Raw genomic sequence first — 19,500 nt, 5'->3', positions numbered from 1 at the left:
CTCCTACAGGTGGATGTCCCCGTGGAAGTCACGGCCCTGGAACACGCGCGCCCTGCCGCTGACGTCCCCCTGGATGCTGTTGTGCACGGCCCCGTCGCCCTCCTGGACGAACTCGCCGCGCAGCTCCGCCATCAGTGCGCGGATCGCGGGCTCCTCGGCCTCAGCCCGCTCCAGGCGTTCGGCGACGGCGGCCAGCGCCTCGGGGTCCTCCGGCTCCAGGAGGGCGTCGTCCAGGACCTGCTGGGATTCGGGGTCGGAGCGAAAGCGCGCGAAGACCGCCTTGCGCAGGGACTTGAAGGCGGCGACGGTGCCTTCGGTCGCCGCTTCGGTGATCTTGCCGACCGCGCCGGTGACGACGGCGGCGGCGATGGCGAGGGTGACGGGATCGGCCACGGGGGGGCTCCTTCGCGAGGGAGGTTGTGTTCCGCCACCCAGTGTTCCCCCTCAGGAGCGGCGCTGTCTCCTCTTCGCGACGACAAGAGCCACCCAGCGCCAGCCGAGCATGGTCGCGGCGAGGAACAGGGAGGTGACGATGACGAAGCTGGTCGGGGCGCCCTCCCCGAGGAACACGCGTACCGCCATCCCCCCGACCACGGTCACGGCCCACACGAACAACCCCGTCGGCCAGATCCGGACAGGGGCGGTCCAGGCACGGGTGACCGCCCAGCCCAGGACCGTCCCGGCGGCGAAGGGCCACGCGGTCCAGGCGATCTCGGCCAGGGCCGTGCCGGTCCCGTGGTCGGTCCTGCCGATCACGACGAAGGCCAGCACGCAGACCAGGTCGGCCAGCAGCGCGGCCAGGGCGCGCGGCGCGGTGGAGGAACGCATACGGCCAGGCTATGCCCGGGTCGAGGGAACGTTCGGGCGGGGCGGGCGGAGCGTCGCGACGTGTCGGCGGACTCCGGTCCCGGCCGGTCCGGTGGGGGAGGTGGGGCCGGGGGGAGCGATGGTGTGGGCGGTGTGCCGTGTCGATGGACCGAGGACTCCGGTCCCGGCCGGTCCGGTGGTGGGCGCGGGGCCGAGTGCGGTGGTGCGGACGGGAACCAGCGGGGCGGACGGTGGGGACGGGAAAACAGCGGATCGGGTGGAGTGCGCGAGAACCACGACCGTCGCGGCCGTGTCCTAGGTTGGTGTCCGCCGACGGCTCCGCTCTCCGGGCCGTTCGTGCCCCCAGCCCCACCCGAACCCCCGACAACAGAAGGTCGTCCACGCCACATGAGCGCAGCCCCCCCGCCCATGCACCCCGGCTCCGCGCAGCCTCCCCTGCCGCCCGGCGTGCGGCCGCTCGCATCCGACGAGCCCCGGCGCGTCGGCCCCTTCCGGGTGGTGGGCCGGATCGGCTCGGGCGGCATGGGCGTGGTCTACGCGGCGCTCGACGACGCCGACCGGCGGGTGGCGGTCAAGTGCGTGCACCGGGTCTACGCGGCCGACAGCGAGTTCCGGGAGCGCTTCGCCCGGGAGGTCGCCCTACTGCGCCGGGTGCGCGCGGCCTGCGTGCCCGGCTTCCTGGGCGCCGACACCCGTGCCGAGGTCCCCTGGCTGGCCACCGAGTACGTCCCCGGACCGACCCTGGACGCCCGCGTGCGGGCCCACGGACCGCTCACCGGCGCGGCCCTCACCGCGTTCGCGCTGGGCGTGGCCGAGGCCCTGACCGCGATCCACGGCGCGGGCGTGGTGCACCGCGACCTCAAACCCGGCAACGTGATCCTGTCCCCGCGGGGTCCGAGGGTGCTGGACTTCGGTATCGCCCGGACGGTCGACGGCACCGCGCTCACCCGGACCGGTGGACTGGTCGGCACGCCGGGCTGGACCTCCCCGGAGCAGTACGCGGGCGGTGAGGCCACCGACCGCTCCGACATGTTCGCCTGGGGCGGGCTGACGGCCTTCGCCGCCACCGGACGCAACCCGTTCGGCGCGGGCGGCACCGACACCCTGGTGCCGCGCGTGCTGTCGGAGCCGCCGGACCTGGAGGGCCTTCCCGGGACCCTGCGCGCGCTGGTGGAGCGGGCCCTGGACAAGGACCCCGCGCGGCGTCCGGACGCGGCCGCGGCGCTGCGGGAGACGGCCGCGCTGCTGCGCGCCGCCCCGGTCGGGACGGGCGCTTCCGGTGCGACGGGAGCCCCGGCGGGCGGTCCCACAGCCGCTGCCACCGACCCCGGTACGGACCCCGGCGCGGACCTCCCCGGGCTCGTGGCCCGGGTCTGGACCGGCGCCGTCGCCCCCGACGACGGCCGGACCGACCTCTGGCGCTTCCACGCCCCGCCCCGGCGCTCCTGGGCGCGCCGCAACCAGCGGCCCCTGGCGGTCGGCGCGGCCGGACTCGCCCTCGCCGTGCTGGCCGGGACGGGGCTGACCGCCCTCTCCGGGGCCGGGGAGGAGGGGCCCGTGGCACCGGGCGACGGTACCGCCGGCGGGGGGACCGCCACCTCGGGCACCGCCGACGGTGACGGCGCGGGGCAGGGCGGCGCCGGGGAGGACGTCCCCGCCGAGTACCGGGACCTGTACGCCACCGGGACCGTGACCGTGCGGCCCGTTCTCGGCGACAGCGCCCAGCTGGTCCGCACGCTCGAACCCGCGGAGGGGGAGGGCGAGGCGCTGGAACAGCTGCGGCTGACCCTCACCCGTGGGGAGCGCTTCACGAACTCGATCACCGTCACGGCCACCGCCGAGTACCTCCCCGACTTCGGCGGCCTGACCGTCCACAACGACGACTTCGCCTGGGTGGGCCAGATCACCCCCGATCAGGACCACCTCGACTTCCACCGCCCGGGCAGTCGGGGCGTGCTCGCCGAGCTCGACCCGGACAACCCCGTGGCGGAGTTCACCGTGACGATCACCGGCGCCGTCAACGGCGGCGTCTTCTACCACCTGCCCGCCGAGGTCCTGGACGAGGACCAGCGGATCGCCCCCGACTACCCCGGCGGCTTCTGCCACGTGGCCCCGCAGTTGGGCCAGGAGCAGGCCCTCCCCGGCTTCACCGACTCGCCGGGGCTCGCTCCGCACGACGCCGCCCTGGTCGGCGGCGCCCCCGTGAACAGCTGCGCGTACCAGGAGTCCGACCCGTTCTCCTGAGCCACGCGCGCCGCCTCCGTCCCCGAACCCCCAGGAAGGGCCCACGTTGACCACAGCGACCACTCCCGCCTTCGACCGGAAGCGGCTTCCCCCCGGCGTGGAACCGCGCACCGGGGCCGACCCCGAGCGCATCGGCGGCTACCACGTGGTCGGCCGCGTCGGAGCGGGCGGCATGGGAGCCGTCTACGCCGGCCTGGACTCGGGCGACGGCTGCGCCGCGGTCAAGGTCGTCCACGCCCACTTCGCCGCCGACCCCGCCTTCCGGGCCCGCTTCGCCCGCGAGGTGGAGATGGTCAGGCGGGTGCGCGCGGCCTGTGCTCCGGCGTTCCTGGACGCCGACACGCAGGCGGGCACGCCGTGGCTGGCCACCGAGTACGTGCCCGGCCTGACCCTGCGCCAGCACGTGCGGCGGCACGGGCCGCTCTCCGGGGGAGTGCTGCTCGCCCTGGCGGTCGGCCTCGCCGAGGCGCTCACCGCGATCCACGCCGCGGGCGTGGTGCACCGCGACCTCAAGCCCGGCAACGTCATCCTGTCCCCGACCGGCCCGAAGGTGCTCGACTTCGGGATCGCCCGCGCGGTGGAGGGCACCGCCCTGACACGCACCGGCGGCCTGTTCGGCACCCCGGGGTGGGTGGCGCCGGAGCAGTACGGGGGGCGGGCCGCCAGCGACCGCTCCGACATGTTCGCCTGGGCGGGCCTGGTCGCCTTCGCCGCCACCGGCCGCGATCCCTTCGGCAGGGAGTCCGCCGAGGTGGTGTCCCACCGGGTCCGCAACGGCGAGCCGGACCTGGACGGGGTGCCGCCCGAACTCCTGGACCCGGTACGGCGGGCGTTCGACAAGGACCCCGGACGCAGACCCGCGGCGGCCGAGGTGGTCACCGAGCTCACCTCCGGCTGGAACGCCACCCGGGTCCAGCCGCTCCAGGGCGACCCGGTCACCGAGGTCGTCCCCGGCCTGCTCGCCACCGAGTGGCGGGGGGTGGAAGCGCCCGCGCCCCGCCGGGTCCGCCGGTCCGCCCGGACGCCGCTGCTCGCGGCCACCGCGGCCGTCCTGGCCGCCGCACTGGTCGCGACCTGGCTGGTCGTGCGCCCCGAGGACGGTCAGGAGACCGCGGGCGGGGGCGCCGCCGACGGGGGAGCCGCGACCGGGGACCGGACGGGCGGCGGTGAGGGTGCGGCGGACAACGCGGAGCCCGCAGTGCGGGCCGACCCCGAGAACGCGGAGGCGGTGGTGGACGAGGCCGTCGGGCTGGCCCTCGGCGCGTCGAGCTTCGCGGCCTACTCCACGTCGAGGGATGCCGAGACGGGGATGGGGTACCCGGTCAACCACTCCTACACCGAGGACCCCGAACCCAGGTACCTCCAGGTCAGCTACCAAGGACCGGCCACCTACCTCACCCTGGAGATCGGGGAGGGGCCGGACGACGTCCTGGCCCGCACGGACTCCAACCTGGTCGGTCTGGTCGAGGGGGGCTACTACCGCCCGGCGCCGGAGGAACTGGAGGACGAACCCCGTGCGGCCTGGACGTCCACCGTGGAGTCCCTCCGCACCGTCCTCGGTGAGGGAAGCCGGATCAGTTACCAGGGGGAGTCGGCGCCCCCAGCCACCGACTACCCCGAGGACATGACCGAGGGCATCGACCTGGCCGGGCGCGTGGGACACCACTACACCGGCAGTTACCCCGCGGAGCCCGACGAGCGCGTCGAGGGCCGGACCGGGGACCGGGAGGTCACCTTCGACCTGTGGATCGGCGACGACGGCTACCCGCAGCACTTCCAGACCTACGACTCCTGGGAGGGCGAGGGGATCAACGGCACCCACATGGACGGTGAGTCCACGATCATCGGCTTCTTCCAGTTCAACGAACCCGTGGAGATCGAGGTGCCCGAGGAGTCGGAGATCGCCGCCAGCCAGGAGGAGGCGGCCCCGCAGACCGGGACCGGCTGAGCGCCGCGCGCGGGTGCCCGCTAGGGCCCCGGAGCCGCCCCCGAGGACGGCCGCGCCGCCGAACCCGCCCCGGTGCCGCGCCCTCCCGCGCGCGGCACCGGTGCGGGACGGGCGCTACCCCTCGCCGCGCAGGTTCTCCTTGAGGAACTCCACCTGGAGCAGCATCAGGTTCTCCGCGACCGTCGGGTCCGAGGGCGAGTGCGTCACCCCCGACAGCGGCAGCACCGTGTGCGGGCGCCCCGCCGCCATCAGCGCCGACGACATCCGCTGCGTGTGCGCGAAGGCCACGTTGTCGTCCGCCAGGCCGTGGATCATCATCAGCGGGCGCTCCAGCTTGGCCGCCTCCGCCAGGAGCGAGCTGCGCCCGTAGGCCTCCGGCTCGCCCCCGGGGGTGCCCAGGTAGCGCTCGGTGTAGTGGGTGTCGTACAGCTCCCAGTCGATGACCGGAGCGCCCGCCACAGCCGCGTGGAACACGTCCGGGCGGCGCAGCACCGCCAGCGCCGCCAGGTACCCGCCGAACGACCAGCCGTGGATGCCCACCCGCGACACGTCCAGGAAGTCGAACCGCTCCGCCGCGTCCTCCAGCGCCGCCACCTGGTCCTCCAGGACCGGCGCGGCCAGGTCGAGGTGGACGCTCTGCTCCCACTCCACCCCGATGCCCGGTGTGCCCCGGCCGTCCGCGATGAGCACCGCGAAACCCTGTTCGGCGTACCACTGGGCGGTCAGGTACGCCCCGCGCGCGTTGAGCACCCGCTGGGCGTGCGGGCCGCCGTAGGGCGCCATCAGCACCGGCAGCGGGCGCAGCCCCTCCCGGTACCAGGACGGCAGGACCAGGGCGCTCGGAATCCGCCGCTCACCGGCGCGCCAGAACTCCACGCGCGGTTCGGGCAGGTCCGGGGCCTCGGCCAGGCTCCCGATCTCGGAGCAGGACCGGCGCGTCTCGGTGCCCGCGCCGCGCAGCACCACCGTGTGCGCGCCCGGGAAGTCCATCGACCGGTGCTGCACCACCAGCGTGTCGCCGCGCAGCCGCCCCGAGCGCACGCCGCTGTGCGCGCCCGAGTCCGCGGACCTGCTGCACCCGTGCCCGGGCACCTCCACCGGCGCGGCCAGGCCCGTGCCCAGTTCGACCAGCCACAACGACACGTCCGCGGGGCTCCCGGCGGGCGACCCCGAGTACAGGACCCGGTCGCCGTCCACGTCCACCACGCCGCGCACGTACACGTCCGGGGGGCTGACCGGGGCGTCGCCGACGTAGACCCGGCGCTCGCCCCCGGCCTCGCGGCCGATCCACACCAGGTCGCCCGCACCGGTGAACGCGGGAACGCCCGGCATCAGCTCGACCCACACGCCGTCGGACTCGGTGCGCGACTCCACCGCCAGACCGGTCGCGGGGTCGGCGCTGAACAGGGTCAGCGTGCGCTGGTCGCGGCTCTGCGCGGTGAACACCACGGTGGGCGTGCCGTCCGGCCCGGTCGTCCAGCCGACCGTGGCCAGGTAGGGCAGGGCCTCGCGGTCCCACTCGACCCAGGCCGGTTCCGGCCGCCCGCCCCCGCTCGGGCCGACCCGGAACACGGCCAGGCGCACGTCGGCGTTGGCGCCGCCCGCGGGCGGATAGCGCAGGGCCGTCGGCTCCTGCGCGGGGCTGCCGGGGTCGGAGACGTACCAGGTGTTCACCCCGGACTCGTCCACGCGCGCGACGGCGAGCGCGGAGCCGTCCGGCGCCCACCAGAAGCCCCGGTAGCGCCCCATCTCCTCGGCGGCCACCAGTTCGGCCAGCCCCCACGTGACGTCGGGGCCGTCCGGTTCGGCCACCGGGCGGTCGCCGTGGTCCGGCTCGGCGGCGGCGATGTCCAGGACGCGCACCGCGCCGCCGCTGACGTAGGCGACCCGGTCGCCCGCCGGACTGATGCGCGGGTCCACGACGGGGGTGGCGGCGGGCAGCTCGTGCGGAGCGGTGTCGTCGCCGACCAGGTCGACGTAGAACAGCCGCCCGGACAGGGTGAACACCGCGCGGGTGAACGCCTCGTCCACCGAGTACGACACGATCCCGCCGCCGCTCTCGCGCAGCCGCTCGCGGCGGGCCCGCTCCTCGGGCGGAAGGTTCTCGTCGTCGGCGCCCAGGGAGCGGGGGTCGGCGACCACCGTGTCCGTTCCCGCCCCTTCCGTGTCGTGCACCCACAGGCAGGTGGCCTTGTCCACCCCGTCGCGTCCCCGGAGGAAGGCGACGCGCCGTCCGTCCGGCGAGATCTGGAACGCGCGGGGGACACCGATCGAGAAGCGCTGCGTGCGGGCCTGTTGGCGAGGAAAGCTCATAGGCCGATTGTGTCCCATGCCGCACCCGCGCGGGGAGCCGGACGGCGGCCCGACGCCCCCCGGTGGAGGGTGCGGTGCGGGAGGTGGCGGGCGGATGCGACCGGTATCGTTCGCTACGTGACTGACAGGCGACTGATGATGGTGCACGCGCACCCCGACGACGAGAGCATCGTCACCGGAGCCACCCTGGCCAAGTACGCGGCCGAGGGGGCCGGTGTGACCCTGGTGACCTGCACACTGGGGGAGGAGGGCGAGGTCATCCCGGACGACCTCGCGCACCTGGCCTCCGACCGCGAGGACACCCTGGGCGAGCACCGGATCGGCGAGCTGGACAAGGCCTGTCTGGCGCTCGGCGTGCGCGACCACCGCTTCCTGGGCGGCCCCGGCCGCTACCGGGACTCGGGGATGATGGGCGCGCCGACCAACGAGCACCCCCGGGCGTTCTGGGGCGCGGACGTGGAGGAGGCCGCCACACTCCTGGCGCAGGTCATCCGCGAGGTCCGCCCGCACGTGCTGGTCAGCTACGACGAGCACGGCGGCTACGGGCACCCCGACCACGTCCAGGCGCACAGGGTCGCGCGCCGGGCCTTCCTCCGGGCGGGGGAGCGGTCCATGCCCGGCACACCCTGGCAGGTCCGCAAGCTCTACGCGATCGCCCAGCCGGTCTCGCGCATCGAGGAGTCCATCGCGCGGCTGCGCGAGGAATCCGGTTCCTTCACCCCGCCCGCCCGGGTGTCCGACATCGCCCGGGGCACCCCCGAGACGGCGGTGACCACCCGGGTGGACGCCACCGACCACTGGGCGGCCAAGGCGCTCGCGATGCGCGCCCACGCCACGCAGATCACGGTGGAGGGCGAGCGCTTCGCCCTGTCCAACGACATCGCCCAGGAGATCGACGCCGTGGAGTACTTCACCCTGCTGGTGGGGCCGACGCAGCGCATCCAGCACGGGGAGTACGAGACCGACCTGTTCGCGGGGCTGTGACCGCGACCGGTGGGAGCGAGCGTCTAACCTCGTCGCTGTGACCACCACACCTGAGACCGCCCCGCCCGCCGAGGGCAAGACCTCCGCCCGTTTCCTGTCACCGGTACTGACCGGGACGACCCTCGTGGTCCTGCTGCTGCTCGGCGCCGCGGCGAGCATGCTCGCCACCACCGGCGCGGGCTGGCTGACCCTCTACTGGGGCGCGGGCACGGCGGTCCAGGCCGTGGGCGCGGTCGGGCTGCTGGCCTTCCTGGTGCTGCTGTACGGCGCGTGCCGCCTGTGCGCGTGGGGCAGCCGCCGCACCTCCGGGGCGGCGGCCTTCGCGCTCGGCTACCTGGCCGCGCTGATCGGGATGATCGGCTACATGCCCGGCGGCGACATCGTGCTCACGAACCACATCATGCACAACGCGTACCTCTTCGGGGTGATGCTCGTGCTGGTGTTCGCCGTGATCCGCAGCTGGTCGTTCGCCCCGCCGCCCGGTTCCCCGAGGGCTGCGGCGCCCGGAGCCGACGCGCCGCCCGCCGCCGGGGGCTACCGGCGGACGCGGCCCTCCGACAAGGCGCGGCCCTGGCGCGAGGGCTAGAGGTCGTGTTCCTCGGATCATTCCGATCCCGCCCGTCGCCCTCCGCCACCCTCAACGGAGAGCCTTCGGCTCCGGTGCTTTCACGAGCACCGGGCTGCCTCTCGCCGCGCCGGTTCCGCTTGGAAAGCCAACCGGGCCGACCCACGCGAACCGTCCTGCGAGAGATCGCCCGGACGGCTGCCCGCTGATCCGGAAGCCTCCGCGGAACACTCCCCAGGACCACAACCCTCAAAAGCGGGAGGCTCGTGAGGCGAGCGCCTCACGAGCCTCCGCGGCCCCGGTTCCGGTCAGGCCCAGAACTGGAGGAGCAGCTCGCCGTAGAAGGCGATGCCGCGGAACACCGGGTTGGGCAGTACCAGGTCGAACAGGCCGTACACCGCGTCCACCAGCAGGTCGTTCAGGCCCGGGAACCACAGGACCGCGAACACGGCCACCGAGCCGAACAGGGCGTTGGCCCGGGCCGTGGCGACCCACGTGCCGCGCGTCCAGGCGGCCAGCACCTCGAAGCCGTCCAGGCCGGGCACGGGCAGCAGGTTGACCAGAGCGGCCGTCAGGTTCGCGAAGCACAGGAAGGCCATCGCCGAGATCGCCCAGTTGGTGGTGTCGTTGCCCGGGGGCACCAGGACGGACACGGTGACCGCGAACGCGGCGGCCACCAGGAGGCTGGCCAGCGGCCCGGCGAGCGCCACCAGGACACGGCGGCCCCGGGAGGGGATGCGGTCCCAGTCCACGTAGGTGGGCGGACCGGTCATGCCGAAGGCGCCCAGGCCCAGATAGGCCGAGGGCAGGACCAGCCCCGCGAAGGCCTGCCGGTAGGCGAACGGGTTCAGCCGCAGGTAGGCGCTGCCGCGCAGGGAGCGGTCACCGGCCAGGTAGGCGGCGAGCGCGTGCGCGAACTCGTGCACGGCCAGGGAGGCGATCCAGCAGAGCAGGATGAACAGCGGCGGGACCAGCGGGGTGACGCTGGTGCCCTCGGCGGCCCACTCCAGCTCCGCGGCGGTCCACGACAGCCAGCCCGCGAACCCCGCCAGGCCCAGCAGCAGCACGAAAACCGGGCTGGGCAGGAAGTCCGCCCAGCTCCCGGGGCGCGCGGCGTCGGGGCCGCTCGGTGAGGCGTCGTCCTCCGAGGCGTCCTCGGTGACCTCCGGGGACGCGGACGGGGTCTTCGCGTCCTCCGCCCCCGCGGCGTCCCGGGCGTCGCCGGGGCCCTCGGTGTCCCGCCCCAGGTCGGGCCGGTTGAGGGCGTCCTCGGGCATCTGCTCCCACGGGTCGGCGACTGCCCCGCCGGCCTCGGGCACGTCGGTCGTCTCCGCCTTGCGCGGCGGCTCGGGCGCGGGCATGGTGCTCCTGCTGGTCTCGGATGGTTCGCGCTCCAGGTTAGGCCCTGGTCGGCACCCGTTCGCAGCGGGTGGCCGATGAGGGGCGCGGCAGGAGACGGCCCGCCGGTCAGACCGCGGCCCGCCGGTCAGACCACGGCCCGCGGCGCCACCGCCGACTGGTGCAGGCAGGCGATCGCGAACGCCCGCCCCGGTGCGGTCAGCTCCCGGCGCCCCGCGCCGTCGTCGTCGGTGAGCAGGCCCAGGGTCTCCAGCAGCCAGCTCACCGCCATCACCAGCGCGCGCACCTGGTCCGAGGCGGCCTCCGCGGTGCGCCGGTGCGACGCGGCGTGCCTGCCCGAGGGAGCCGGGGGCTCCGCCGGAACCCACCCCGACTCGGTCAGCGCCCTCTCGGCCGCCTCCACGTCCGACTCGCCGCGGCGCGCGTGCGAACCGCTGCCCTGCGGGGTGCGCGCCAGCAGGATGCCCAGCAGAGTCTCCGCCGCGGCCTGGTCCAGGCCCCCGGTGCGGCACAGGGTCTCGGTGGCCGCCTGCCACAGCGCCTCGGGGTCCTCCCGCAACTGGCGCCCGCGCCGCGTCAGGACCAGGCGGCGGCCCGACCTGCGCACCGCGCGCATCCCCCGCAGTGCCTGGTGCAGGGCGATGAGCTGCGTGGCGTCGGTCTCGCTGCGCGGCGGCTCGGGGGTGGTCCGCCACCCGAAGTCCTCGCACATCTGGCGCACCACGCCCGGCGAGATGTAGCCGATCTGGGTGAGCGCGATGCCCTCCGCGGCCAGGTCCAGCAGCCGCTGGAGCGGCGCCATCGCCGCCTCGGCCCCGCGCGGCACGTCGGCGCCCGCGATGATCTGGCCCACCAGCGGCCACAGGCGCTGGCGGTGCGGGTGCGCGGACGAGCTCAACCAGGCACGCACCCGCTCCTCGCGGATGCGGTCCAGGTGACTCAGCCCCCGGTTGTCCGGCTGCGTGAGGAAGGAGCGGGCGAACCGCTCCTGGGCGGGACGCCACCCGCGCTTGCCGGGGCGCACGTCGCCCAGGGTGATCGCCAGCTCCAGCGCCGACGCGGTCTCGTCACGGGCCACGATCTCGGCGTCGCCGACCGCCGTCCCCCAGGTCAGCTCGGGCAGGTCCGGCGGCTCCACGCCCGACTCCCACATGAGCCGCTCGTACATCGCCAGGCCCGCGGCGTGGTCGCCGTCGTAGACGGTGAGCAGGGCCGCGGTCTCCGGAGCCGAACAGATCTGCGCGTACCGGTGCAGCTGGAGGAGGGCGAAGAGGCTGCCCAGGGCTCTGACCGCGAACAGCCGGTCCTCGGCGCGGTCGTGGAAGCGGACCGGCAGCTCGAACCAGCAGAACCGTTGGACGGCGTGCTGGTTGAGCCTCTCGATCTCCTGCTCCGGAGCCAGCGTGTCCAGGGCCGACCGGGCCATGTCGGCCGCCCGCTCGTCCCGGCGTGCCAGCTCGGCGAGGGCGGACGCTACTGCTTCGCGCATGACGGGCGCTCACCACCTCCCCGCGTACCGGCGCCCGTTCCGCGTGGATGTGCCGCCGGGGGGCGCGATGCTTCGTTGTCGGTTCCCCGGCGGACCGGCTGGACCCGCCGCGGAACTGTGCGTTTTCTACCCCGCAGGGCCCGAAGAATGCCACTGTCCAGGCGCGACCTGCGCGCCTCGCGACGCCCGCCGGGCGGACGCCGCCTCACTCCGTGGAACCCGGAACGCACGGGGCTCAGGGCGTTCGCGGCGGATTCCCGCCGCGGCGGCGAGGGGGTACGGGGGGAACGACCCGGCTCGCGGCGATCGTCGACTCGGCGACCTCCACCGCGGAGCCGTCACGGCGGCGCACGGTGAGGACGCCGTCGTCCCAGGACTCCACGACACCGACGATATCGGTGAACCCGCCCTCGGGGAGGCGTATTCGTACGGAGACGCGCCGACCGATGTCGGCGGGAGAGATCCTGTGGACCAGACGTCCTCCCATGTGCAAGGAAATGCCCCCCGATTGTGCGCTGGGTGTTCTCCGCCGTCATACTAGGACTACGACATCTGTGCCAATTGCTTGCAGAGCCCGGGGACAGGGGCGAGGGCGCCCGCACGCCGGTCCCGGCCCGGAGTCTGCGAAGATCCCCGCCTCCCCCGTGGGACGCGGGGGTGAGACAAGGAGTACGACGTGACCTACGTCATCGCGCAGCCCTGTGTTGATGTACTGGACAAGGCGTGCATTGACGAGTGCCCCGTGGACTGCATCTACGAGGGCGACCGCATGCTCTATATCCACCCGGACGAGTGCGTTGACTGCGGTGCGTGTGAGCCTGTCTGCCCGGTGGAGGCCATCTACTACGAGGACGACCTCCCCGAGCAGTGGTCCGACTTCTACAAGGCCAACGTCGACTTCTTCGACGACCTGGGCTCCCCGGGCGGCGCCTCCAAGGTCGGCAAGATCGACCGCGACCACCCGCTCGTGGCCAAGCTGCCGCCGCAGGCCGAGTAGCCCGGCGGCGCGCCGGGCGGGTTCCGGCGCTCCGAGGCCGGGGACGCCCGCGGCACCCCTATGGCGCAGAGGGTGCGCGGGCCCGACCGGCCCGGCGTGGACGACGTCTCGCGCCGACCCCCGTGGCGGGGGTCGGCGCGATTCCTGTGTGACGTGTGGTCCTGTGTGACCTGTGGCAACAGACCCGACCTGGATGGAGTAAGTGCGATGGCCGAGCGGCGACCCGTGGCGAAGCGGCTCCCGACCTTCCCGTGGGACCGGCTGGCGCCCTACAAGCGCAGGGCCGCCGAGCACCCCGACGGCATCGTCGACCTGTCCGTGGGCACCCCCGTGGACCCGGTGCCCGCCCTGCTGCGCAAGGCCCTCGCCGACGCCGCCGACGCGCCCGGCTACCCCCAGACCTGGGGCACGCCCGCGCTGCGCGCCTCCGTCGCGGGCTGGCTGGAGCGCCGCCACGGCGTGCGCGTCGAGGACGGCGCCGTCCTGCCCACCGTGGGCTCCAAGGAACTCGTGGCCTGGCTTCCCACGCTCCTGGGCCTCGGCGCGGGCGACACGGTCGTCCACCCCGAGCTGGCCTACCCCACCTACGACATCGGCGCGCGCGTGGCCGGGGCCACCCCGGTGGCCTCCGACGGACTGACCTCCCTGGGCCCCGCCCCCGTCGGCCTGGTGTGGGTGAACTCGCCGAGCAACCCGACCGGCCGGGTCCTGGGCACCGCGCACCTGCGCAAGGTGGTGGAGTGGGCCCGCGAGCGCGGCGCGATCGTGGCCTCCGACGAGTGCTACCTCGACCTGGGCTGGGACGGCGCCGAACCGGTGTCGATCCTGCACCCGGACGTGTGCGGCGGCTCCCACGACAACCTGCTGGCCGTGCACTCGCTGTCCAAGCGCTCCAACCTGGCCGGGTACCGAGCGGCCTTCGTCACCGGGGACCCCGCGCTGGTCGAGGAACTGCTGGCGGTGCGCAAGCACGCCGGGATGATCGTCCCCGCGCCCGTCCAGGCGGCCATGAGCGCCGCCCTGGACGACGACGCGCACGCCGCCGAGCAGAAGGAGCGCTACCGCTCCCGCCGCGCCAGGCTGCGCGAGGCCCTGGAGGGCGCGGGCTGGCGCATCGAGCACTCCGACGCCGGGCTGTACCTGTGGGCGTCCCACCCCGACCACGACGCCTGGGGCGCGGTGGCCCACCTCGCCGAACGCGGTGTGCTGGTCGCCCCCGGGGACTTCTACGGCCCGGCGGGCGCCGGACACGTGCGCGTGGCGTTCACCGCCACCGACGAGCGGGTCGAGGCCGCGGTCGAGCGCCTGGCCTGAGGCCGGGCCGCCGTCCGGGCGGCCCCGCCGGTCGTCCACAGGCGGACGGAGGCGGTGGCCGCCGCGTGCCGGGGTGTGGTCCCCTTGTCGTATCGGGGGCCCACCCGCCTCGGTGCCATGCGGCGTGCCCGGCCGCCCGCCCGGGCTGCCGGGCACCCGGGCGGGCAGGCGTGACCGTGCCGCGGCCCACCATCTGAACCGGTCCACTACTCGAACCGGTCCACTACCCGAGCCGGTCCGCCGACCGGCCCGGATCACTCCAGGACCAGGCCGCCCCCGGTGTCGCCACCGTCGGCCGCCGCCCAGTCCTCGGCGTCGTCCGTGCCGTCCGAGGCCCGCCAGCGCTGCCCGTCGTAGGACACCGACGTCAGCCCGTACTCCTCGGCGTGGGCCACCGCCCACAGGGCCATCGCCCAGCCCAGGTCGCCGGTCCGCGGCTCCTCGTCCCCGTCCGGCGGCAGGTCCGCCGGGGCGGTGCCGAACACCCGCTCCATCTCCTCCAGGGCGGCTTCGGTGTCCGCCTCGCCGGACCGCAGGTCCGCCAGCCCCTCGGTGCCGTACCAGCACGTCAGCGCGGCCCCCTGCGTGCCGGTGAAGACCTCGGCCATCCGCGTGGACAGACGCTCGTGCTGGTCGTAGGCGTAGCCGTCGGCGCTGCGCTGTACCGCCTGGGCCGCCTCGTAGACCGGGATGGACCTCCAGCCATCCACCTCCACCAGCTCCTCGTAGAACGAGCTGCTGGCGTACACCGGGTCCAGGATCTGCTCCGGATCGCCCCACTCCTGCGAGGGCCGCTGCTGGAACAGCCCCAGGGAGTCCCGGTCGCCGTACTCCACGTTGTAGAACGCCGACTCCTGCCACACCGTCGCGAAGGCGATCGTCACGGCCTCGGGGGGCAGGTCCTGACCGAACGCCACGCCTCCCACCGTGGCCGCGCTCGCGGCCTGCGCGTTCTCCATCGGGTACCGGCCGTCGGACATCGTCAGGCGGCAGCCGGGCTCGGGCGGGGGAGGAGTGGTGTCGATCGGCTCGAACGTGGTCAGCACGTAGTAGGCCCCGGCGACGAGCGAACCGCAGACGAGGACCAGGGAGAGCAGGATCTTGACGAAGGCGGAGAGCCTCCGGCGCTTACTGGGCACGGGCGAACCAAGGGTCGGCGACAGGTGGGCGCGCCGCACCGGCAGGGGGCGTCGCGCGGGGGCGCACACGGCGCCACGGCCGCATTGTAGCCGCCGCCCGCCGCGGTGGCGGGCCGTGCGCGGAGGTGACGGCCGCCTCGGGGAGGGCGTGCCCCCGCACCCGGAGCGAGCGGCTAACGTGTGTGCACATGACCAGCTCGTACTCCAGCCCGCTGCCCGACCGCATCGACGAACTCTGGGAGAGCCGCGCCGAGCTCACGCCCGGCCACACCGAGGCCCGTGAGACCATCATCGGCGCGATCGACCAGATCGACGAGGGCAAGGCCCGCGTGGCCTTCGTCGACCCCTCCACCGACGAGGTCGTGGTCGACGAGCGCGCCAAGCGCTCCATCCTCCTCGGCTTCAAGGTCCTGGAGATGAAGGAGTCGCACGTCGGCGACTTCTACCACCACGACCGCATGCCGCTCAAGACCCGCTTCGACGGCGTCCGCGTCGTCGCCGGCGCGATCGCCCGCTGGGGCTCCTACCTCGCCCCCGGCGTCGTCCTGATGCCGTCCTTCACCAACATCGGCGCCCACGTCGGCTCCGGCACGATGGTCGACACCTGGGCCACGGTCGGCTCCTGCGCCCAGGTCGGCGAGAACGTCCACCTGTCCGGCGGCGTCGGCGTCGGCGGCGTCCTCGAACCGCCGCAGGCCTCCCCGGTAGTCATCGAGGACGACGCCTTCCTCGGCTCCCGCAGCATGGTCGTCGAGGGCGCCCGCGTGCGCAGGGGCGCCAAGCTCGGCGCGGGCACCATCCTCACCTCCTCCACCCGCGTGTTCGACGCCGAGACCGGCGAGGAGCTCCCGCGCGGCGAGGCCCCGGCCTGGTCGGTGTGCGTCACCGCCAACCGCGCCAAGAGCTTCCCCGGCGGCGACTTCGGCATGCCGGTGCTGCTCGTGCTCAGGCGCCTGAAGGAGGGCGAGGAGCACGACAAGCTCGCGCTCAACGACCTGCTCCGCGAGCACGGCGTCAACGCCTGACCCGTCCGCACCCGACCGGGGCGCCCTTTCCGCACGGGAGGGCGCCCCGTCGTGTTCCACGGTGGGTTCTGGTCGCGCCCCCGGTTGCCCCAGACTGGGAGGACAGTGATCCGGAGCGGGGGACACCCCCGGTCCGACGGCTTCCAACCTCTTCCAACCTCACCGAAACGGGGCGACACATGCTGGACCTGACCTCGGACGCCGCGGCCCTGACCGCCGCACTCGTGGACATCCGATCCGAGAGCGGTGACGAGAAGGTCCTCGCCGACGCGGTCGAGGGCGCCCTGTCGGCCCTGCCCCACCTGCGGGTCAGCCGCGACGGCGACGCCGTCGTCGCCCGCACCGACCTGGGCCGCCCCCGCCGTGTCGTCGTCGCCGGGCACATCGACACCGTCCCCATCGTGGACAACGTGCCCTCCCGCGTCGTCGGCGACCGCCTCTACGGGTGCGGCACCTCGGACATGAAGGCCGGTGTCGCCGTCCAGCTCAGGATGGCCGCCCTGGTCGCCGAGCCGGTGCACGACGTCACCTACGTCTTCTACGACAACGAGGAGGTCGACGCCTCCCGCAACGGCCTGCTCCGCCTGGCCCGCAACCACCCCGAGTGGCTGGCGGGGGACTTCGCGGTCCTCATGGAGCCCACCGACGGCGTCATCGAGGGCGGCTGCCAGGGCACCATGCGCGTGGAGGTCACCACCCGGGGCAAGCGCGCCCACAGCGCCCGCTCCTGGATGGGCGTGAACGCCATCCACGGTGCCGGAGCCGTCCTGGACGTCCTGCGCGCCTACACCCCGCGCGAACCCGAGGTGGAGGGGCTGCGCTTCCACGAGGGCCTCAACGCCGTGGCCATCGAGGGCGGGGTCGCGGGCAACGTCATCCCCGACGAGTGCGTGGTCCGGGTCAACTACCGCTTCGCCCCCGACCTGTCCGTCGCCGAGGCCGAGGCGCACCTGCGCGAGGTCTTCGACGGGTTCGAGGTCGCCGTGGTCGACGCCGCCGCCCCCGCCCGGCCCGGGCTGGACGAGCCCTCGGCCGCGGCGTTCGTCACCGCGGTGGGGGAGGGCAGCGCCCGCGCCAAGCTCGGCTGGACCGACGTCTCCCGCTTCTCCGAGCTGGGCGTGCCCGCCGTCAACTACGGCCCCGGCGACCCGACGCTCGCCCACACCAAGGACGAGTACGCCGAGATCCCCCGCATCCGCGAGGCCGAGGAGCGCATGGTCGCCTGGCTGTCGGGCGCCCGCTGAGCCCCGCCGCGCCCCGGTCGGCGGGTCCGTGACCAGTCCCGACACCGGCCGGGGCGGCGAAAAGGCCGTTTGCGGCCACCCGTGTGAAACGTGTGGTTCAGGTGTGAGCCGGTTCCACACGGATAGCTTTACGTCATGACGGAAGAAGAAGAGACCGTACGACGCGCCGGGCCCCTCACCTACCGGGGCGACTCCATCCCCAACACCACCACCGACCAGCGCCTCCTCGACCAGCGGGGTCCCACGGACTGGGTGCACACCGACCCCTGGCGGGTGCTGCGCATCCAGTCGGAGTTCGTGGAGGGCTTCGGCCTGCTCTCGGAGCTGCCCTCGGCGGTGAGCGTGTTCGGCTCGGCCCGCCTGCGCCCGGGCAACCGCTACTACGACATCGGCGTCCAGATGGGCGCCAAGCTGGCGGAGGCCGGGTACGCGACCATCACCGGCGGCGGGCCGGGGATGATGGAGGCGGCGAACAAGGGCGCCCAGCAGGCGGGCGGGCTGTCGGTCGGGCTCGGCATCGAGCTGCCGTTCGAGCAGACGCTCAACGACTACGTCGACATCGGGGTGACCTTCCGTTACTTCTTCGTCCGCAAGACGATGTTCGTGAAGTACTCCCAGGCGTTCGTGGTCCTGCCCGGGGGCTTCGGCACCCTGGACGAGCTGTTCGAGGCGGCCACCCTCGTACAGACCAACAAGGTCACCCGCTTCCCGATCGTGCTGGTCGGCACCGAGTTCTGGGGCGGGATGCGGGACTGGATCCGCTCCAGCCTGCTGGAGAACCAGCTCATCAAGTCGCACGACATGGAACTGGTCCAGGTGACCGACGACCTCGACGAGGTGGTCGACATCATCCGCAAGTCCCACCTGGACATCCACCGCCAGCACGAGCAGTCGGAGGTCCACCCCGGCCCCGAGCAGTAGGGGCGCCGGGCGGACGGCGGCGGCGCACGGCCCCGGCCGCGCGCCGCTCCGGCGCGGTGGTCCCGGCGGGGTGCGGCCGCGGCCGACCGCGACGGCCGTACCCGGCCCGGGCGGCGTGTGGCACGATCGTGTCCGTGCCTGTTCTCATCATGGTCCTCGTCGCCGCCGCCGCGCTCGCCGTCCTCGTGGGCGTCGTCTACATCGTGCTGGGCAAGGGCGGCCAGCTCGCCCGCTTCGAGGCCGACCACCCCCCGCTCGCCCTGCCCGAAGACCGGCCCGTCAAGGCGTTCGACCTGGGCCGCCTGATGCTGCCCCTGGCCATGTGGGGCTACCACGTGCGCGCCGTGGACGAGCTGCTGCTGCGCCTCACCGCCACGCTGCGCGAGCGCGAGGAGCGCATCGAGGACCTGGAGTGGCGCCTGTCGCGCCTGGACCCCTCCTACGTTCCGGAGGGCACCGGCCCGGTCCCCGGGGCGCACCTGCCCGGCGACGCCTACGCCCCCGAACAGGGTGCGCGTGGCCCCGCCGCGGCCGGGAGCACCGCGGTCGCGGGCTTCGGGAGCGGTGCCTTCCGGCCCGGGACCGCGACCGGACCGGCGGACCCCGCCGCCCGGGGCTTCACGCCCGCCGGGGCCGCGGGGACCACCGCGCCCATGGCTGCCACAGGGGCCACCGCGCCCACCGAGGTCATCGGGGGCGTCGGGGCCGAGGACACCCCGGAGGCCGCGGACGGGCGGGAGGCCGGTGAGGACGCGGAGAGCGCCGCGCGCTCGGAGGGCCCCGGGGGCCCCGGGGCCTCACGGAGCCCCGAGTCCGCCGGGAGCTCCGAGTCCGATCGGCACCCAGGAACCGCCGCGAGTTCCGAGTTCGATCGGCACCCAGGAACCGCCGCGAGTCCCGAGTCCGTGCCGGGCTCCGGGGGAGCGGAGGGCTCCGCCGGGACCGGGGAGCGCCCCGGCGCGGAGGGAGGGCCCGGCGCCTCGGACGCCTCGGACGCCTCCCCGGCGCGCGGCGACGAGCGCTGACCCCGCACCCAAACCTGTGGCGCGGGTCACGTTTGGCGGTGCCGCCCTGACCTGGCCTTCGCCTTTTTCTATGCCGTGCATCACAGCTCCCGCGCGGTTGTAGGG

17 protein-coding genes are annotated in these 19,500 nt (G+C 74.4%); 10 read left to right on the top strand and 7 right to left on the bottom strand.

Annotation, left to right across the window (positions count from 1 at the left end; translation table 11 throughout):
• Positions 1 to 3: 3 nt before the first annotated feature.
• Complete coding sequence (locus ACSTA4_RS24675) at positions 4 to 393, bottom strand: hypothetical protein (protein WP_416023331.1); 390 nt, start codon at positions 391 to 393, stop codon at positions 4 to 6.
• A gap of 51 nt (positions 394 to 444) precedes the next feature.
• Positions 445 to 828 carry a DUF3054 domain-containing protein gene (locus ACSTA4_RS24670; RefSeq protein WP_444961199.1) on the bottom strand — a complete coding sequence of 128 codons (384 nt, stop codon included), beginning with the start codon at positions 826 to 828 and terminating at the stop codon, positions 445 to 447.
• A gap of 387 nt (positions 829 to 1,215) precedes the next feature.
• On the opposite strand from ACSTA4_RS24670, the gene ACSTA4_RS24665 reads away from it, so the two are divergent.
• Positions 1,216 to 3,072, top strand: coding sequence for a serine/threonine-protein kinase (locus ACSTA4_RS24665; protein WP_444961198.1), 1,857 nt, complete (start codon positions 1,216 to 1,218; stop codon positions 3,070 to 3,072).
• 46 nt (positions 3,073 to 3,118) lie between these two features.
• A complete protein-coding gene (locus tag ACSTA4_RS24660; RefSeq protein ID WP_444961197.1) occupies positions 3,119 to 5,020 on the top strand; it encodes a serine/threonine protein kinase in 1,902 nt (633 codons plus the stop codon).
• A gap of 114 nt (positions 5,021 to 5,134) precedes the next feature.
• On the opposite strand, the gene ACSTA4_RS24655 is transcribed toward ACSTA4_RS24660, so the two are convergent.
• Positions 5,135 to 7,333: a prolyl oligopeptidase family serine peptidase gene (locus ACSTA4_RS24655; RefSeq protein ID WP_444961196.1), complete on the bottom strand. Its 2,199-nt coding sequence runs from the start codon at positions 7,331 to 7,333 to the stop codon at positions 5,135 to 5,137.
• Positions 7,334 to 7,450: 117 nt separating this feature from the next.
• Here ACSTA4_RS24655 and mshB point away from each other — a divergent pair, with 117 nt between their 5' ends.
• Both mshB and ACSTA4_RS24645 read left to right on the top strand, forming a co-directional pair.
• Positions 7,451 to 8,317, top strand: a complete 867-nt coding sequence (gene mshB / locus ACSTA4_RS24650; RefSeq protein WP_212642852.1) for an N-acetyl-1-D-myo-inositol-2-amino-2-deoxy-alpha-D-glucopyranoside deacetylase — start codon at positions 7,451 to 7,453, stop codon at positions 8,315 to 8,317.
• Between the two features lie 37 nt (positions 8,318 to 8,354).
• Positions 8,355 to 8,903, top strand: a complete 549-nt coding sequence (locus tag ACSTA4_RS24645) for a hypothetical protein (RefSeq protein ID WP_444961195.1) — start codon at positions 8,355 to 8,357, stop codon at positions 8,901 to 8,903.
• A gap of 287 nt (positions 8,904 to 9,190) precedes the next feature.
• On the opposite strand, the gene ACSTA4_RS24640 is transcribed toward ACSTA4_RS24645, so the two are convergent.
• The 3 genes from ACSTA4_RS24640 to ACSTA4_RS24630 all read right to left on the bottom strand — a co-directional run bounded on the left by ACSTA4_RS24640 (position 9,191) and on the right by ACSTA4_RS24630 (position 12,223).
• Positions 9,191 to 10,243 carry a site-2 protease family protein gene (locus tag ACSTA4_RS24640; RefSeq protein ID WP_444961194.1) on the bottom strand — a complete coding sequence of 351 codons (1,053 nt, stop codon included), beginning with the start codon at positions 10,241 to 10,243 and terminating at the stop codon, positions 9,191 to 9,193.
• Positions 10,244 to 10,368: 125 nt separating this feature from the next.
• Positions 10,369 to 11,730 (bottom strand): hypothetical protein, encoded by a 1,362-nt coding sequence (locus ACSTA4_RS24635; RefSeq protein WP_444961193.1) that lies wholly within the window; start codon positions 11,728 to 11,730, stop codon positions 10,369 to 10,371.
• A 235-nt stretch (positions 11,731 to 11,965) separates the two neighbouring features.
• Positions 11,966 to 12,223: a putative acetyltransferase gene (locus tag ACSTA4_RS24630; RefSeq protein WP_248771979.1), complete on the bottom strand. Its 258-nt coding sequence runs from the start codon at positions 12,221 to 12,223 to the stop codon at positions 11,966 to 11,968.
• Between the two features lie 183 nt (positions 12,224 to 12,406).
• Between ACSTA4_RS24630 and fdxA the strand changes: the two genes are divergently transcribed.
• Both fdxA and dapC read left to right on the top strand, forming a co-directional pair.
• Positions 12,407 to 12,727: a ferredoxin gene (fdxA, locus tag ACSTA4_RS24625; RefSeq protein WP_013154907.1), complete on the top strand. Its 321-nt coding sequence runs from the start codon at positions 12,407 to 12,409 to the stop codon at positions 12,725 to 12,727.
• A gap of 207 nt (positions 12,728 to 12,934) precedes the next feature.
• Positions 12,935 to 14,041, top strand: coding sequence for a succinyldiaminopimelate transaminase (dapC, locus tag ACSTA4_RS24620; RefSeq protein WP_444961192.1), 1,107 nt, complete (start codon positions 12,935 to 12,937; stop codon positions 14,039 to 14,041).
• A 254-nt stretch (positions 14,042 to 14,295) separates the two neighbouring features.
• Here dapC and ACSTA4_RS24615 read toward each other — a convergent pair whose 3' ends face one another.
• Positions 14,296 to 15,180 carry a hypothetical protein gene (locus ACSTA4_RS24615; RefSeq protein WP_248771977.1) on the bottom strand — a complete coding sequence of 295 codons (885 nt, stop codon included), beginning with the start codon at positions 15,178 to 15,180 and terminating at the stop codon, positions 14,296 to 14,298.
• A 188-nt stretch (positions 15,181 to 15,368) separates the two neighbouring features.
• Here ACSTA4_RS24615 and ACSTA4_RS24610 point away from each other — a divergent pair, with 188 nt between their 5' ends.
• The 4 genes from ACSTA4_RS24610 to ACSTA4_RS24595 all read left to right on the top strand — a co-directional run bounded on the left by ACSTA4_RS24610 (position 15,369) and on the right by ACSTA4_RS24595 (position 19,395).
• On the top strand, positions 15,369 to 16,205 hold the full coding sequence (locus ACSTA4_RS24610; protein WP_047870545.1) for a 2,3,4,5-tetrahydropyridine-2,6-dicarboxylate N-succinyltransferase: 837 nt from the start codon (positions 15,369 to 15,371) through the stop codon (positions 16,203 to 16,205).
• A 179-nt stretch (positions 16,206 to 16,384) separates the two neighbouring features.
• Positions 16,385 to 17,449: a succinyl-diaminopimelate desuccinylase gene (gene dapE / locus ACSTA4_RS24605; RefSeq protein ID WP_444961191.1), complete on the top strand. Its 1,065-nt coding sequence runs from the start codon at positions 16,385 to 16,387 to the stop codon at positions 17,447 to 17,449.
• Positions 17,450 to 17,584: 135 nt separating this feature from the next.
• The gene (locus ACSTA4_RS24600; protein ID WP_444961190.1) at positions 17,585 to 18,370 is read left to right on the top strand and encodes an LOG family protein; all 786 of its coding nucleotides are present in this window, start codon (positions 17,585 to 17,587) and stop codon (positions 18,368 to 18,370) included.
• 134 nt (positions 18,371 to 18,504) lie between these two features.
• Positions 18,505 to 19,395, top strand: a complete 891-nt coding sequence (locus tag ACSTA4_RS24595; protein ID WP_444961189.1) for a hypothetical protein — start codon at positions 18,505 to 18,507, stop codon at positions 19,393 to 19,395.
• Positions 19,396 to 19,500: the final 105 nt, after the last annotated feature.

The organism is Nocardiopsis sp. M1B1, assembly GCF_052466615.1.
This window is presented reverse-complemented; position numbering and strand designations above follow the sequence as displayed.